Source organism: Cupriavidus sp. 2KB_3, assembly GCF_052115685.1.
Taxonomy (GTDB): domain Bacteria; phylum Pseudomonadota; class Gammaproteobacteria; order Burkholderiales; family Burkholderiaceae; genus Cupriavidus; species Cupriavidus campinensis.
In genome coordinates, this window is sequence record NZ_JBFRHD010000008.1 from 40931 (window position 1) to 55586 (window position 14656).

The following is a 14656-nucleotide window of genomic DNA, read 5'->3' on the forward strand; positions in this document are numbered from 1 at the left end:
GGGCGCGCGCGGCCTTGCCGCGGCGCGGAACGTGACAGTGTAGACCATCGCCGGAGGGCCTAAAGAATCCCTTCAACCTTGCCGATAACGTCCAATGGCCCGTGTATCACCCGACCGGGCGTGGCAGACGTTCATCGGTTACAAGTTCGAGGATCCCTATGCTGCGTTACCGCATGCTGTTGTTCAAGATGTCCCGCCTCGCGAGCAAGAACAAGCTCAGCGGCGTGGAAGAAATCTCGTTGGCAGGGCAGTTTTCCGAGATGATCGGATCGCAGGAAGAGGCCGACCGCCTGATCGAGGATCTGGTCGACCACGAGAACCCGCAGGTGCGCCGCATCGGGCTGTCCGCGATCCGGCGCACGCGCCGCTTCGGCGGCCGGCTGCTGATGCCCGCGCTGCTGCGCCGGCTGGCCGACGTGGAGGGCTGGCTGCGGCACGACGCGGTGTGGATCGTCCAGGAAGGCCAGCTCGATGGCGCCGAACTGCGCGCGGCGCTGCGCCGCGTGGCCGGCAATGTGCGGCTGCCGCAGGATGCGGTGCGGGCCAAGGCCAATCCGGCCGACGGGCCGCTGCACGCGGCCGTGCGCGCGCGCCAGGCGCTGGACGTACTGATCAAGAAGTCGGCAGAAGCGCACAATGCTGCACTTGCGGCTGGCGGCGGCCTGCCCGGCGCCACGGACGGCCAGCCGTATGCCCAGGGCTCGGTCGGCCATATCCGCGCCGTGCACCGGCAGTTGCAGCGCAAGATGGCGGGGCGCAAGCTCAAAAGCAGTACCAAGCTGCGCTTCAAGAAGGTGGAAAGCCAGTATCCGCCCAACGACAACCGTCGCTTCCTGCTCTGATACCATGGGGCTCGCCTTGACGCTTACCTAGGTTTAACTAGGCTTGCCCAGCTTTTCCAACCCCGCCGGCCCTACGGCCGGCTCGCCAGGAGGAAGCCACTGCCATGGCCATCACGACCCGCATCCGCAAGAAGAGGCAATATCGGAAAGCCGTGTTGAAGTTGCGCGCCGCAATCAAGCGCGGCGACGAGGAAGCGATCCGGATCCGGCGCGAGAAATTGCAGAAGCTGCCGGTGCCGCGCCAGCGCTACGCGCGCGAGGCGCAGGCGTAACCGTAGCCCCACCCCCGCCAGCACATAGTCTTCAGCCCTCAGTCTTCAGCCCTTGGCCCGGTCGGCCAGCACCTTCATGGCATCCGCAGGCAGCGGACCATGGCAGGTCCGCTCGCCGCCGGCCACTCCCACCACCAGCCATACCTTGTCCGGCGCATCGGCCGGATGGAGCAGCCATGCCGGCCCGCGCGCCGCATTGCTGGCCGGCAGGTCTTCCAGCACCCCGCTGTGCGCCGATTGCAGCAACGTGGCGCACTGGGTGTGCGGCACACGCGTGGCCTTGAGGAAGTCCGGATTGCCGAGCACTTCGGGCATCGCCGTGTCCGATGCACGCAGGAAGGCGTCCACGTCGAAGCGGTTGGCCGGCGCCTGGGCGCAAGCGGCCAGCAGCAGGACGGCAGCCCCGCCCAGCAGGCGCTGGGTCAGGACAGACAGCGGGAACGACAGCGGGAACGACGGCGGAAAATCGGCGGGCATGGTGGGCCTCATTGCTTCATCACGTCGGCGCCCTTCGGCACCGTGAAGCGGAACGTGTCCGCCGGCAGCGATGGATTCTTCTGCATCGCCGAGAAAGTCAGCAGCGTGGTATTGCCGAAGGCATCGCGCAACTCCATCGCCTCCAGGTTGCCGGCCTTGAAGCCGATCTGGATCTTCTCGAACTGGGTGTCCTTGGACTTCGGCGTCAGCTCCAGCCACTCCACGCCGTCGCGCGTGGCGCCATTCTTCACATCGAAATTCTTGGTCAGGTCGTTGCTGCCAAACAGGATCGCGGCCGGGCTCGAGCCCAGCGCGTTGTCCAGCTTGCGCTCGGTCACCTGGTTCAGGTCTTTATCGTAGATGTACAGCGTCTGGCCATCGGCCTGGAGCAGTTGATCGTAGGGCTTGGTGTAGCGCCACGTGAACTTGCCGGGGCGCGAGAACGCGAAAGTGCCGCTGGACGTGCCGCCGGCCTTGCCTTCGCCGCCCTGCCCCTTGAGCTGCTTCTGGGTGAATTCGCCACGCGCGGTCTTCACGCTGGTCACAAAGCTCTGCAGCTGGTCGGTCGCGGCGGCCTGGGCGGCCGATGCGGCAGCCGCCAGCAGCACGAGCGCGGCGCAGGTGGACGCAAGAATGCGATGTCGCATGGAGTCAGCCTTTCCTGAGTAGTGGATGCCCGGTTAGAGCCGGGCGCGGGGCGCCGGATTCCTGTGACCGGGGTAACGGTATGTTACGCGTCACATTTGACGCCGACCACCCCTTGCCGCCCCTTGACCGCCCCTCGCCGCCCCGGCCGTGCCTAGTCGTCGTCGCGCGCACCCGCCCCGGCGCCGGCCGGCACCAGGATGTCGCGGTTGCCGTTGCCCGACATGGCCGAGACCAGTCCGGCCTTTTCCATGTCCTCGAGCAGCCGCGCGGCGCGGTTGTAGCCGATGCGCAGGTGGCGCTGCACCAGCGAAATCGAAGCCCGGCGGTTCTTGACCACCACCTCGACGGCCTGATCGTACAGCGGATCGGCCTCGCCGCCCCCGCCGCCGATGCCGGCGCCGCCGCCCAGGCTGTCGCCCGCGCCATCGCCATCGACCAGCCCGCCCTCGAGGATGCCCTCGATATAGTTGGCCTCGCCGGATGCCTTGAGCTGCTCCACCACGCGGTGTACTTCCTCATCGGAGACAAAGGCGCCGTGCACGCGTACCGGAAACCCGGTGCCCGGCGCGAGGTAGAGCATGTCGCCCATACCCAGCAGCGCCTCGGCGCCCTGCTGGTCGAGGATGGTGCGCGAGTCGATCTTGCTGCTGACCTGGAACGCAATCCGGGTCGGCACGTTGGCCTTGATCAGGCCGGTAATCACATCCACGGACGGCCGCTGCGTGGCCAGCACCAGGTGCAGGCCGGCCGCGCGGGCCTTCTGGGCGATACGGGCGATCAGTTCCTCGACCTTCTTGCCCACCACCATCATCAGGTCGGCCAGTTCGTCGATGACGATGACGATGGTCGGCAGCTTCTCGAGCGGCTCGGGGGCATCCGGCGTCAGGCTGAACGGATTCGGCACCTTTTCCTCGCGCGCCGCCGCCTCGTCGATCTTCTTGTTGTAGCCGGCCAGGTTGCGCACGCCCAGCTTGCTCATGAGCTTGTAGCGCCGCTCCATCTCGCCCACGGCCCAGTTCAGCGCGTTGCCGGCCTGGCGCATGTCCGTGACCACCGGGCAGAGCAGGTGCGGAATGCCTTCGTAGACGCTCATTTCCAGCATCTTCGGGTCGATCAGGATCAGGCGCACGGCCTCGGGCTTGGCCTTGTAGAGCAGCGACAGGATCATCGCGTTGATGCCCACCGACTTGCCCGAGCCGGTCGTGCCGGCCACCATGCAGTGCGGCATCTTGGCGAGGTCGGCCACCATCGGCTTGCCGGCGATGTCCTTGCCCAGCGCCATGGTCAGGCTGGACGCGCTTTCGTTGTAGACGTGGGAACCGAGAATTTCAGTCAGACGAACGGTCTGGCGCTTGGGGTTCGGCAGCTCCAGCCCCATGTAGTTCTTGCCCGGGATGGTTTCCACCACGCGGATCGACACCAGCGACAGCGAGCGCGCCAGGTCGCGCGCCAGATTGACGATCTGGCTGCCCTTGACGCCGGTGGCCGGCTCGATCTCGTAGCGGGTGATGACCGGCCCCGGGTAGGCGGCCACGACCTTGACCTCGACGCCGAAGTCCTTGAGTTTCTTCTCGATCAGCCGCGACGTGAATTCGAGCGTTTCGGCGCTCACCGTCTCCTGATGGGCGGGCACGGGGTCGAGCAGCGACAGCGGCGGCAGGTCGGAGTCCTGGATATCGGCAAACAGCGGCTGCTGCTTCTCGCGCTCCACCCGCTCGTGCTTGGGCACGGCCTGCGGGCGCACGATCTGCACCGGTGTGGCTTCCTCCTGGCGCACGCGTTGCACTTCCACGGTCTCGGTCCGTTCCACCTTGGCCGCGGCGCCGATGATGCGGTCCTGCTTCTTCTCGCGGCGGGCCTTGAAGCCGAGGAACAGCGTTTCGACGAAGCCGCCGACGTGTTCGGCCACGGAGAGCCACGAGAAATGGAAGAACAGCGACAGCCCGATGGCGAACATCAGCAGCAACAGCAGCGTGGCGCCCGAAAAACCCAGCGCCAGCTGCAGCCAGCCGCCGAGCAGGTCGCCCAGCACGCCGCCCGGGGCCCGGGGCAGCGCGGCGCGCAGCGGGTACATGCGGATGGCCTCGAGGCCCATGCTCGACACCAGCGTCAGGCCGAAGCCGATCCAGCTGATCGCCACGCTGTGCTGCGGATCCGGCACGCGCTCGGGCAGTTCGGCGGTCAGGGTGCGCCAGCCGCGCCAGCAGCGGCGCATCAGCAGCACGCTCCACCAGTAGGCGGAGAAGCCGAAGATGAAGAACAGCACGTCCGCCACCCAGGCGCCCACGCGGCCGCCCAGATTGTGGATATCCGCCACCTGGCTGGCGTGGGACCAGCCGGGGTCCGCCTTGCTGTAGCTGGCCAGCACGCACACGAAGCCGAGGGTGACGGCCAGCAGCAGGAACCAGCGCACCTCGCCCAGCAGCTTGCCGATTCGCGAGGGGAGTGCCGACGGGTCGGTACGGGTAGTGGTGGTTGCGCGGGCCATGCCTTGGGTTCGGATGATCGCTTCAGATCGCTCGGGGTAGACGATGGCGGCCATTTTAACCTTGCGCGCGCTATCGGCCCCATTGGAATTTGCAACAGTCGGCAAACGCCAGCCCACTTATAATGGCGGTTTCGAGTTACACCGGCGCGAACGCTGCACGCGTGCGCCGGCCACAGGAAGGCAACATGTCCGCAAAACACGCAAAAGTGCTGATTCTCGGGTCGGGTCCGGCCGGCTACACCGCCGCCGTCTACGCCGCCCGCGCCAACCTCCAGCCCGTGCTGATCACCGGCCTGGCCCAGGGCGGCCAGCTGATGACCACCACCGACGTGGAAAACTGGCCCGCCGACGCCAATGGCGTGCAGGGCCCGGACCTGATGCAGCGTTTCCTGGCCCACGCCGAACGCTTCAACACCGAAATCATCTTCGATCACATCCACACAGCCAAGCTGACCGAGAAGCCGATCCGCCTGATCGGCGATGCGGGCGAGTACACCTGCGACGCGCTGATCATCGCCACGGGCGCCTCGGCGCAGTACCTGGGCCTGCCGTCGGAAGAGTCGTTCATGGGCCGCGGCGTGTCCGCCTGCGCCACCTGCGACGGTTTCTTCTACAAGAACCAGGAAGTCGCGGTGGTTGGCGGCGGCAACACGGCCGTGGAAGAGGCCCTGTACCTGTCGCATATCGCCAGCAAAGTCACCCTGATCCACCGCCGCGACAAGTTCAAGGCCGAGCCGATCCTGGTAGACCGCCTGCTCCAGCGCGTCAAGGAAGGCCGCGTGGAACTGCGCTACGACCATACGCTGGATGAAGTGCTGGGCGACGAGTCGGGCGTGACCGGCCTGCGGATCCGCAGCACCAAGGACACCGCCAAGACCGAGGACCTGAAGCTGGCCGGCGTGTTCGTGGCGATTGGCCACAAGCCGAACACCGACCTCTTCGTGGGCCAGTTGGACATGAAGAACGGCTATATCGTGACCAAGAGCGGCCTGTCCGGCGATGCCACGGCCACCAACATCCCGGGCGTGTTCGCCGCCGGCGACGTGCAGGATCACATCTACCGCCAGGCCATCACCAGCGCCGGCACGGGCTGCATGGCCGCCCTGGACGCCCAGCGCTACGTAGAAGCGCTGCAGTAAGCGTCACGGCCTCCGCCCCCCTCCGCCATGGAGGGCGTGGAGGCCGTTCCCCCTCGCAATCCCCTTATAATCGACGCCGAGCCCCCGGAGAATCTTTCCATGTCGCACGGCGCAAAATCCCCTTCCAAGCGCTTCGGCCTGCACGATCTGGCCGCGGTGCGTGACAATCTCAAGGCTGACGCCGAGCGCCGCGAGGCCGAACGCGTGGCCGCCGAAGCCGCCACCCGCCGCGCCGACGAGGAAGCCAATGTCTTCCGCAGCAATGTCGGCCAGGTCAGCGCCCTGCGCGACCGCAACCGCGTGGCGCATCCGCCCAAGAAACCCCCGCCCGTCGCCATCCAGACCCAGCTTAATGACAAAGCCGTGCTGGAAGCCTCGTTATCCGACGAATTCGATGTCGAGAATCTGCTCGATATCGACGAAACCATGTCGTTCCGGCGCCCCGGCATCGGCATCGATGTGGTCCGCAAGCTGCGTCGCGGCGAGTGGGTGCCGCAGGACAAGGTGGACCTGCACGGCCTGCGCAGCGACGAGGCGCGCGAGGCACTGGCCGAATTCCTGCGCCGCTCGGTGCGCAACGGCGTGCGCTGCGTGCGCGTGATCCACGGCAAGGGCATCGGCTCGCCGGACAAGCTGCCCGTCCTCAAGGGCAAGGTACGCAGCTGGCTGGTACAGAAGGAGGAGGTCATCGCCTTCGTCCAGGCGCGCGAGTCGCTGGGCGGCGCCGGCGCGTTGATGGTCTTGCTGCGTCAGCCCCGCGCCTGATGTCGATGCACCTGCCGTTCGATCTCTTGATGGGGCGGCTGCCGCTGATCCTCCACGTCATGGAAGTGGTCGGCGTGCTCGCCTTCGCGGTCTCGGGCGTGGTGGATGCGCGCAAGCAGCGGCTCGATGCCGTCGGCACCTTCATCGTCGCCTTCGCCACCGCGTTCGGCGGGGGCACCGTGCGCGACGTCCTGCTGGACCGCCGCCCGTTCTACTGGGTCGAGCACGAGTACTACGTGCTGCTGATCTTCGCGATGTCGATCGGCGCGGCCATCGTATTTCGCGTAGTGAGCACGGTCGCGTCGGACCGCGCGATGCTGGTTGCCGATGCCATCGGCCTGGGGCTGTTCTCCGTCACGGGCACCTCGCTGGCGCTGGTGGCGCAGATGACGCCGACCGTGGCGGTGATGATGGGGATCATCTCCGCGGTGTTCGGCGGCGTGGTCCGCGACGTGCTCTGCAATGAAGTGCCGATGATCCTGCGCGACCGCTCGCCCTACGCCACCTGCTCGTTCGTGGGCTGCTGGGTCTATGTGGGACTGACGTGGCTGCGGGCGGACCAGGAGGCGGCGCTGCTGACCGGGGCGCTGGTCACAATGGCCATGCGGCTGCTGTCCGTGCAGCTTGGCTGGAAACTGCCAAGCTAGCAGAAGCCTCAACAACGAGAAAAGCCGGCGCTGGGCCGGCTTTTTTTCCGTCTGGCGGATCTGGCGGATAGGCTCCGGTCAGACTGCGGCTTCGTCCTGCTCGCCGGTACGGATGCGGATCACGCGCTCGATCTCGGTCACGAAGATCTTGCCGTCGCCGATCTTGCCCGTGTGGGCGGCCTTCACGATTGAATCGAGCACGGTGTCGAGCTGATTCTCGGCCACGACCACCTCGATCTTGATCTTCGGCAGGAAATCGACCACGTACTCGGCGCCGCGATACAGCTCGGTGTGGCCCTTCTGGCGGCCGAAGCCCTTTACCTCGGTTACGGTGAGGCCGGTCACGCCCACATCCGCCAGTGCCTCGCGTACCTCGTCGAGCTTGAACGGTTTGATGATGGCGGTAATCTGCTTCATGGCTGGCCTCTGTCTGTGTTTGTCGGAAGATGACAGATTCTAGCCCGAAACCCGCCTCGGGATTGCGGGAATGGGCACACTTGGCCCCTTCGCCCCAGTTCGATCAGTCCGGAATCCGGGCCAGGTCGCGCACCCATACCGCCGATTCCCCGTCACTTGGGGCGCGCCAGTCGCCACGCGGCGAGAGCGACCCGCCCGAGCCCACTTTCGGGGCATTCGGCACGCAGGACCGCTTGAACTGGCTGGTGCGGAAGAAGCGGTCGACGAAGATGCCAAGAACGCGCTTGATCTCGGCAAGTTCGTAGGCGTTACGCGCAACATGCGGGCCGTTCGGCCATTCGCCGCGCGCCACATCGCCCCACGCGCTAAGCGCCAGGAAAGCCACCTTGCTGGGCGCAAACCCGAAGCGCAGCGTGTAATAGAGGTTGAAATCCTGCAATTCGTACGGCCCGATGACCTGTTCGGTCTTCTGGCCCGGCGCCTTGTCCTGGCCGTCCGCGCCCGTGCCGCCGGGCACCAGTTCCGGGCTGATGTCGGTGTCGAGCACGGCCGTCAGCACCGCTTCCCCGCCCTCGGCCACCTGGCCGGTTTCGGCCACCCAGCGCACCAGATGGCTGATCAGCGTCTTCGGCACACTGGCGTTGACGTTGTAGTGAGACATATGGTCACCCACCCCATAGGTACACCAGCCTAGCGCCAGTTCGCTAAGGTCGCCGGTGCCGATCACGATGGCGTGATGGTGGTTGGCCAGCCGGAACAGGTGGTTGGTGCGCTCGCCAGCCTGCACGTTCTCGAAGGTCACATCGTAGACCGGCTCGCCTTGCGCGTACGGATGGTCGAGATCTTTCAGCATCGCCATGCAACTGGGGCGAATATCGATCTCGCGCGCCGTGCAGCCGATCCAGCTCATCAGTTGCCGCGCCTGATCGAGCGTGCGGTCGCTGGTGGCAAAGCCGGGCATGGTGTAGCCGAGGATATTGGCGCGCGGCAGGCCCAGGCGGTCCATCGCGGCGGCGCAGACCAGTAGCGCATGGGTGGAATCCAGCCCGCCCGAGACGCCGATGACCACCTTCGAGATCTTGCTGGACGACAGCCGCTGCACCAGCGCCTGCACCTGGATGTTGTAGACCTCCATGCAGCGCTCGTCGCGGCGGCGCGGATCGGCCGGCACGTAGGGAAAGCGCTCCACCTTGCGCGCCAGCGGCAGGGTCTGCGTCGTGGGCACGTCCACGCGGAACGACACCACCTCGAATTTCTCCACTTCCTCGCGATGGCGGCGCACCGAATGGCCAAAGGTGGTCTGGTGCATGCGCTCGCGCGAGAGCCGCTCCAGGTCCACATCGGCCGTCAACAGGTGCGAATGGTCCGAAAACCGCTCCGATTCACCCAGAAGTTCGCCGTTCTCGTAGATCAGCGCCTGGCCGTCCCAGGCCAGGTCGGTGGACGACTCCCCCTTGCCGGCCGAGGTGTACAGATAGGCCGCCAGGCAGCGCGCCGACTGCTGCGACACCAGCTGGTGCCGGTAGCCGGACTTGCCGATGACGATATTCGACGCCGACAGGTTCACCAGCACCGTGGCCCCGGCCAGCGCCGCGAACGACGACGGCGGCACCGGCACCCAGACGTCCTCGCAGATTTCCACATGGAAACGGAAGAACGGGATGTTCTCGATCTCGAACAGCAGCCCCGCGCCGAACGGCACCGTGGCGCCAAGCAGCGAGATGCGGCCCTCGGTGGGTGCGCAATCCGCAGCACTGAACTGGCGCGCCTCGTAGAATTCCCAATAATTCGGCAGGTAGCTCTTCGGCACCACGCCCTGGATGGCGCCGTTGGCCACCACCACGGCGCAGTTGAACAGCTGATGTTCCACCACCAGCGGCATGCCCACGACCAGCGCGGCCGGCAGCGACACCGAGGCTTCCACGATGCGCTGGAGCGCCAGTTCGCACTCGCGCAGCAGCGCGCGCTGATGGAACAGGTCATCGCAGGTATAGGACGACAGGCCCAGTTCCGGGAAGGCGACCAGCGCCGCGCCGCCTTGCACGGCCTGGCGGGCCAGTTCCAGCGTCTGGTCGGCGTTGTAGGCCGGGTCCGCCACGCGGCACTCGGGCACGCCCACGGCCACGCGCGCAAAGCCGTGGGAATACAGGTTGAAGAACGGATGAGTCATGTCTGGCCTTCGGATTCGGGGCGCCGGCATGCCAGTGCGGCAATCGGCGTGATCCCTGTCATTCTACGATGCGCACTGCGCACCCGTCGCGCACGTCACCTGGCTGGCCATGGCTGCACCGCCGCACGTCTTCCGGTAGACTCGTCCGGCACCTGATGGGGCGTCGGATGGATCAAATATTCTTCAATTCTTGAGTGGATCGGGCGGAATGCAGTCGGAATCTTGTCAGCCGGTGAGTGCGCAGCCGGACACCCCGGTGGCCAATTACCGGACGGAGATCGTCCTGGACCTGGCCGAGGTGCCGGTCGCCGACTGGGACGCCCTCGTGGCCGCCCAGCCTGACGCCACGCCCTTCCTGCGCCATGCCTTCCTGCACGCGATGCACACCAGCGGCAGCGCCACCGACGACACCGGCTGGTCGCCGCGCTTCCTGACGCTTTGGGTGCCGAACGGCCACGCCACAGGCCGCGACCGGCTCGCCGCCGCCATGCCGCTCTACGCGAAATCGCATTCCTACGGGGAGTATGTGTTCGACTGGGCCTGGGCGGATGCCTATCGCCAGCACGACGTGCCCTACTACCCCAAGTGGCTGTCCGCCATCCCGTTCACCCCGGTGCGCGGCGCCCGGCTGCTGGCCGAGGATGACATCGCGCGCCGCCTGCTGCTGCGCTTTGCGCTGGCACTGGCCGAGGAATCGGGCATGTCCTCGCTGCACGTGCTGTTTCCGTCCGACCATGAGGCGGATTTGATGGACGAAGCCGGCATGATGATGCGGCATGGCGTGCAGTTCCACTGGACCAACCCCGGCTACGCCGATTTTGACGCCTTTTTGGCGACGCTTTCACAGAAGAAGCGCAAGAATATCCGCGCGGAGCGGCGCCGCGTGGCGGAGGCCGGCATCACCTTCCGGCAGTTGCGAGGAGCGGAGATCGACGATGAGGCGTGGAAGTTCTTCAACCGCTGCTATCGCCAGACCTACCGCGAGCATCATTCGTCGCCCTACCTGAACCTGGACTTTTTCCGGCGCATCGGCGCGACCATGCCCGAGAACCTGCTGCTGGTGGTGGCCTCCCGCGACGGGCGCGACATCGCCAGCTCGCTGGTCGTGTTCGATGCCGATCCGCGCGTCAGCACGCTCTATGGCCGCTACTGGGGCGCGCTGGAGCACCACCCGTGCCTCCACTTCGAGACCGCCTACTACCAGCCGCTCGAATTCTGCATCGCCGAGGGCCTCCGCACGTTCGAAGGCGGCGCGCAGGGCGAGCACAAGATGGCGCGCGGCTTCCTGCCGGTGGCCACGCGCTCCGCGCACTGGCTGGCGCACCCGTCCTTCGCCGATGCGGTGGAGCGTTTCCTGGCCCGCGAGCGCCAGGGCATCGACGCCTATCTCGACGAACTGAACGATCACAGCCCGTTCGCGCGGGGCGAATAAAAAACCCGCCAAACTGGCGGGTTTTTCCATCGATCATCGATCTGGTGCGAACCGGCTTACTTCTTGAAGTTCGCCACGCCGTCGGTGATTTCCTTGTGGGCTTCCTCGATGCCAGCCCAGCCATCCACCTTGACCCACTTGCCGGCCTCAAGTGCCTTGTAGTGCTCAAAGAAGTGCTTGATCTGGTCGAGCGTGTTTTGCGGCACATCGGACAGGCCCTTCATGAAGGCGGTGGCCGGGCTCAGCTTGTCCACGGGCACGGCCACCAGCTTGGCGTCCACGCCGGACTCGTCGGTCATCTTCAGCATGCCGAGCGCACGGCAGCGCACCACGGCGCCGGCCAGGATCGGGAACGGCGTCAGCACCAGCACGTCCACCGGGTCGCCGTCGCCGGACAGCGTCTGCGGAATGAAGCCGTAGTTGGCCGGGTAGCGCATGCCCGTGCCGATGAAACGGTCGACGAACAGCAGGCCGGTTTCCTTGTCGGCCTCGTACTTCACCGGATCGCTCTGGGCCGAAATCTCGATGATGACGTTGAAATCGTTGGGAAGGTCCTTGCCCGGGGAGACGAGGTTGAAGCTCATGCGAGTTCTCCGAATGCCAGTGTTGTGGGATGGCGGGCATTATAGCGGTTCGCTCCTGACCCCACGCTGACAAGCCAGCTTCCCGCGTTGCCGCCTCCCAATTGCCAAGTGCCTTGCGCGGCCCGCGCGGTGCGCGATAATGCGGCATTCCCGATTCAGCAGTTGCTCCATACCCGAGCACGGAGATAAGCATGCACGCCCAGCACTTCGTCGCCAACCGCCTGATCGCCCCCGATTCCGGCCTGCGCATCAAGGTTTTCGATCCCTCCAACGGCGAGCCGTTCGCCGAGATTGCCCGTGGCAACAGCACGGACATCAGCGTGGCCGTGCTGGCCGCCCGCCAGGCCGCCGAGGGCGCCTGGGGCGCCATGGCACCCGCAGAGCGTGTCCGCCTGCTGAACCGCGTGGCGCTGGTGCTGATGGAGCACGAGGACGAACTGGCCGCGCTGGAGGCCCGCGACACCGGCAAGCCGCTGCGCCAGGCCCGCGCAGACGCCCGCGCCGTGGCGCGCTACTTCGAGTTCTACGCCGGCGCGGCAGACAAGCTGCACGGCCAGACCATCCCCTACCAGCCCGGCTACACCGTGCTGACCGTGCGCGAGCCGCACGGCGTGACGGGCCACATCATCCCCTGGAACTACCCGCTCCAGATCTTCGGCCGCAGCGTCGGCGCGGCGCTGGCCACCGGCAACGCCTGCGTGGTCAAACCGGCCGAGGATGCCTGCCTGTCCCTGCTGCGCGTGGCCGAGCTGGCCGCCGAGGCCGGCCTGCCCGAAGGCGCGCTCAATATCGTCACCGGCTATGGCCACGAGGCCGGCGCCGCGCTGGCCCGCCATCCGGGCATCAACCATATTTCCTTCACGGGCTCGCCCGAGACCGGCAAGCTCGTGGCCCAGCTGGCGGCCGAGAACCATGTGCCGGTCACGCTGGAGCTGGGCGGCAAGTCCCCGCAGATCGTGTTTGCCGATGCCGACCTGGACACGCTGCTGCCCGTCATCGTCAACGGCATCGTCCAGAACGCCGGCCAGACCTGCTCGGCCGGCAGCCGGCTGCTGGTGGAGCGCTCCGTCTACGAGACCCTGCTGGACCGGCTCTCGGGCGTGTTCGAGTCGCTGCGCGTGGGGCCGTCCGCGCTCGACCTCGAATGCGGCCCGCTGATCAGCCGCAAGCAGCAGCAGCGCGTCTGGGACTTCGTCTCCGATGCCCAGCACGCCGGCATTGCCGTGATGGCGCAGGGCCAGATCGTCGGCGAGGCCCCGGAGTCCGGCTACTACCAGGTGCCGATGCTGTTCCGCGACGTGCCGCCCACCCACCGGCTGGCCCAGGAGGAAGTCTTCGGCCCGCTGCTGGCGGCCATGCCGTTCGACAGCGAGGAAGAGGCGCTGCGCCTCGCCAATGGCACCGCCTACGGGCTGGTGGCCGGCCTGTGGACGCGCGACGGCGCCCGCCAGCTACGGCTGGCCCGCAAGCTGCGCGCCGGCCAGGTCTTCATCAACAACTACGGCGCCGGCGGCGGCGTGGAGCTGCCCTTCGGCGGCACCGGCCAGTCGGGCTATGGCCGCGAGAAGGGCTTCGAGGCCCTGTACGGATTCACCACTCTGAAAACCATCGCCATTCAACATGGGTAACATCAATTTTCTGTCGGTCGCGTTCGCCATCTTCTTTTTCTGGATGGCCTGGCATGTCCGGAACAAGCGTGCCACCAACCCGTCCGGCATGCCCCGCCTGCAGGTATTCAAGCGCAAATGGGGCGACACCGTGGGCGACCGCGTCCACTGGTGCCTCTACGTGGCCCTGCCCTTCCTGCTGGCCGTGATGATGGTGGCCAACGCCCTGCGCGGACGGGGGCCGTTCGCGCACTAATTAATAAGTCGTCGGCAGCATGCCCGCCAGCGGCGCCAAGACCGCGACGGGCCTATCTATATAGGAGACAGGACATGGCAAGACTGGCTGGCAAGGTGGCCGTGGTCACGGGCGGCGGCTCGGGCTTCGGCGAAGGCATCGCCCATACGTTCGCGCGCGAAGGCGCCGCCGTGATGGTGGCCGACCTGAACCTGGAGGCGGCCGAGCGCGTCGCCGCCGCGATCCGCGAACAATATGGGAAGACTGGCGAGGCCGGCGGCACCGCGCGCGCGGTCTGGGCCGACGTGGCCCGGGGCGACGACGTGGCCGCCATGCGGGACGCCACGCTGGCCGCCTTCGGCGACGTGCACATCGTGGTCAACAACGCCGGCACCACCCATCGCAACAAGCCGATCCTGGAGATCACCGAGGACGAGTTCGACCGCGTCTACGCGGTCAACGTCAAGAGCATCTACTGGTCGGCCCGGCACTTCATCCCGCATTTCCGCCAGCGCGGCGGCGGCAACTTCGTCAACGTGGCCTCCACCGCCGGCATCCGGCCCCGCCCGGGGCTGGTCTGGTACAACGGCAGCAAGGGCGCGGTCATCACGGCCAGCAAGGCCATGGCGGCCGAACTCGGCCCGGACAACATCCGCGTGAACTGCGTCAACCCGGTGATCGGGGCCACCGGCCTGCTCGAACAGTTCATGGGCCTGCCGGACACCCCCGAGAACCGCGCCAGATTCCTCGCCACGATCCCGATGGGGCGCATGTCCACCCCGCAGGACGTGGCCAACGCCTGCCTCTACCTCGCCTCCGACGAGGCGGCGTTTATCACCGGCACCTGTATCGAAGTGGACGGCGGGCGCTGCGTGTAGCGCCCGCCTCCCTTCACAACCCGCGGCAAGTCTTATAAGAACCCAATGAGGAGAT

15 protein-coding genes are annotated in these 14656 nt (G+C 66.7%); 9 read left to right on the top strand and 6 right to left on the bottom strand.

The features are described 5' to 3' along the window. The first annotated feature begins 158 nt into the window (after positions 1-158). Together AB4120_RS10470 and AB4120_RS10475 are read left to right on the top strand one after the other, a co-directional pair. Entirely contained in the window at positions 159-842 is a 684-nt protein-coding gene (locus AB4120_RS10470) for a hypothetical protein (RefSeq protein ID WP_144197411.1), read from the top strand. Between the two features lie 104 nt (positions 843-946). After that, the gene (locus AB4120_RS10475; RefSeq protein WP_186296817.1) at positions 947-1114 is read left to right on the top strand and encodes a hypothetical protein; all 168 of its coding nucleotides are present in this window, start codon (positions 947-949) and stop codon (positions 1112-1114) included. A 45-nt stretch (positions 1115-1159) separates the two neighbouring features. Here AB4120_RS10475 and AB4120_RS10480 read toward each other — a convergent pair whose 3' ends face one another. The 3 genes from AB4120_RS10480 to AB4120_RS10490 all read right to left on the bottom strand — a co-directional run bounded on the left by AB4120_RS10480 (position 1160) and on the right by AB4120_RS10490 (position 4727). Further along, the gene (locus tag AB4120_RS10480) at positions 1160-1591 is read right to left on the bottom strand and encodes a hypothetical protein (protein ID WP_250025094.1); all 432 of its coding nucleotides are present in this window, start codon (positions 1589-1591) and stop codon (positions 1160-1162) included. Between the two features lie 8 nt (positions 1592-1599). Then, positions 1600-2238 carry an outer membrane lipoprotein chaperone LolA gene (gene lolA, locus AB4120_RS10485; RefSeq protein WP_144197409.1) on the bottom strand — a complete coding sequence of 213 codons (639 nt, stop codon included), beginning with the start codon at positions 2236-2238 and terminating at the stop codon, positions 1600-1602. Between the two features lie 152 nt (positions 2239-2390). Next, complete coding sequence (locus AB4120_RS10490) at positions 2391-4727, bottom strand: DNA translocase FtsK (protein ID WP_149136547.1); 2337 nt, start codon at positions 4725-4727, stop codon at positions 2391-2393. Positions 4728-4912: 185 nt separating this feature from the next. Here AB4120_RS10490 and trxB point away from each other — a divergent pair, with 185 nt between their 5' ends. The 3 genes from trxB to AB4120_RS10505 all read left to right on the top strand — a co-directional run bounded on the left by trxB (position 4913) and on the right by AB4120_RS10505 (position 7278). Beyond that, a complete protein-coding gene (gene trxB / locus AB4120_RS10495; protein WP_149136548.1) occupies positions 4913-5866 on the top strand; it encodes a thioredoxin-disulfide reductase in 954 nt (317 codons plus the stop codon). Between the two features lie 99 nt (positions 5867-5965). Next, a complete protein-coding gene (locus AB4120_RS10500; protein WP_149136549.1) occupies positions 5966-6631 on the top strand; it encodes a Smr/MutS family protein in 666 nt (221 codons plus the stop codon). 5 nt (positions 6632-6636) lie between these two features. Continuing rightward, positions 6637-7278: a trimeric intracellular cation channel family protein gene (locus tag AB4120_RS10505; RefSeq protein WP_187645182.1), complete on the top strand. Its 642-nt coding sequence runs from the start codon at positions 6637-6639 to the stop codon at positions 7276-7278. Positions 7279-7356: 78 nt separating this feature from the next. Here AB4120_RS10505 and glnK read toward each other — a convergent pair whose 3' ends face one another. Both glnK and AB4120_RS10515 read right to left on the bottom strand, forming a co-directional pair. Continuing rightward, positions 7357-7695: a P-II family nitrogen regulator gene (glnK, locus tag AB4120_RS10510; RefSeq protein WP_061957551.1), complete on the bottom strand. Its 339-nt coding sequence runs from the start codon at positions 7693-7695 to the stop codon at positions 7357-7359. A gap of 103 nt (positions 7696-7798) precedes the next feature. Further along, on the bottom strand, positions 7799-9865 hold the full coding sequence (locus tag AB4120_RS10515; protein ID WP_441642212.1) for an NAD(+) synthase: 2067 nt from the start codon (positions 9863-9865) through the stop codon (positions 7799-7801). 208 nt (positions 9866-10073) lie between these two features. Between AB4120_RS10515 and AB4120_RS10520 the strand changes: the two genes are divergently transcribed. Beyond that, positions 10074-11297 (top strand): GNAT family N-acetyltransferase, encoded by a 1224-nt coding sequence (locus AB4120_RS10520; RefSeq protein ID WP_149136552.1) that lies wholly within the window; start codon positions 10074-10076, stop codon positions 11295-11297. 56 nt (positions 11298-11353) lie between these two features. On the opposite strand, the gene ppa is transcribed toward AB4120_RS10520, so the two are convergent. Next, positions 11354-11881 carry an inorganic diphosphatase gene (ppa, locus tag AB4120_RS10525; protein WP_149136553.1) on the bottom strand — a complete coding sequence of 176 codons (528 nt, stop codon included), beginning with the start codon at positions 11879-11881 and terminating at the stop codon, positions 11354-11356. 191 nt (positions 11882-12072) lie between these two features. On the opposite strand from ppa, the gene AB4120_RS10530 reads away from it, so the two are divergent. From AB4120_RS10530 to AB4120_RS10540, 3 genes are all read left to right on the top strand, one after another. Further along, positions 12073-13509, top strand: coding sequence for an aldehyde dehydrogenase family protein (locus AB4120_RS10530; protein ID WP_149136554.1), 1437 nt, complete (start codon positions 12073-12075; stop codon positions 13507-13509). Beyond that, positions 13502-13744, top strand: coding sequence for a hypothetical protein (locus AB4120_RS10535; RefSeq protein ID WP_144197400.1), 243 nt, complete (start codon positions 13502-13504; stop codon positions 13742-13744). Before AB4120_RS10530 ends, AB4120_RS10535 begins: the two co-directional genes overlap by 8 nt. 74 nt (positions 13745-13818) lie before the next feature. Beyond that, positions 13819-14601, top strand: coding sequence for an SDR family oxidoreductase (locus AB4120_RS10540; RefSeq protein ID WP_149136555.1), 783 nt, complete (start codon positions 13819-13821; stop codon positions 14599-14601). Positions 14602-14656 lie beyond the last annotated feature (55 nt).

Bases quoted from the DNA above. Each gene is read 5' to 3' on its own strand.
- AB4120_RS10505 (WP_187645182.1), top strand. From the start codon at position 6,637: ATGCACCTGCCGTTCGATCTCTTGATGGGGCGGCTGCCGCTGATCCTC.
- AB4120_RS10470 (WP_144197411.1), top strand. From the start codon at position 159: ATGCTGCGTTACCGCATGCTGTTGTTCAAGATGTCCCGCCTCGCGAGC.
- AB4120_RS10520 (WP_149136552.1), top strand. From the start codon at position 10,074: ATGCAGTCGGAATCTTGTCAGCCGGTGAGTGCGCAGCCGGACACCCCG.
- ppa (WP_149136553.1), bottom strand. From the start codon at position 11,881: ATGAGCTTCAACCTCGTCTCCCCGGGCAAGGACCTTCCCAACGATTTC.
- glnK (WP_061957551.1), bottom strand. From the start codon at position 7,695: ATGAAGCAGATTACCGCCATCATCAAACCGTTCAAGCTCGACGAGGTA.
- AB4120_RS10480 (WP_250025094.1), bottom strand. From the start codon at position 1,591: ATGCCCGCCGATTTTCCGCCGTCGTTCCCGCTGTCGTTCCCGCTGTCT.
- AB4120_RS10500 (WP_149136549.1), top strand. From the start codon at position 5,966: ATGTCGCACGGCGCAAAATCCCCTTCCAAGCGCTTCGGCCTGCACGAT.
- trxB (WP_149136548.1), top strand. From the start codon at position 4,913: ATGTCCGCAAAACACGCAAAAGTGCTGATTCTCGGGTCGGGTCCGGCC.
- lolA (WP_144197409.1), bottom strand. From the start codon at position 2,238: ATGCGACATCGCATTCTTGCGTCCACCTGCGCCGCGCTCGTGCTGCTG.
- AB4120_RS10515 (WP_441642212.1), bottom strand. From the start codon at position 9,865: ATGACTCATCCGTTCTTCAACCTGTATTCCCACGGCTTTGCGCGCGTG.
- AB4120_RS10475 (WP_186296817.1), top strand. From the start codon at position 947: ATGGCCATCACGACCCGCATCCGCAAGAAGAGGCAATATCGGAAAGCC.
- AB4120_RS10530 (WP_149136554.1), top strand. From the start codon at position 12,073: ATGCACGCCCAGCACTTCGTCGCCAACCGCCTGATCGCCCCCGATTCC.
- AB4120_RS10540 (WP_149136555.1), top strand. From the start codon at position 13,819: ATGGCAAGACTGGCTGGCAAGGTGGCCGTGGTCACGGGCGGCGGCTCG.
- AB4120_RS10490 (WP_149136547.1), bottom strand. From the start codon at position 4,727: ATGGCCCGCGCAACCACCACTACCCGTACCGACCCGTCGGCACTCCCC.
- AB4120_RS10535 (WP_144197400.1), top strand. From the start codon at position 13,502: ATGGGTAACATCAATTTTCTGTCGGTCGCGTTCGCCATCTTCTTTTTC.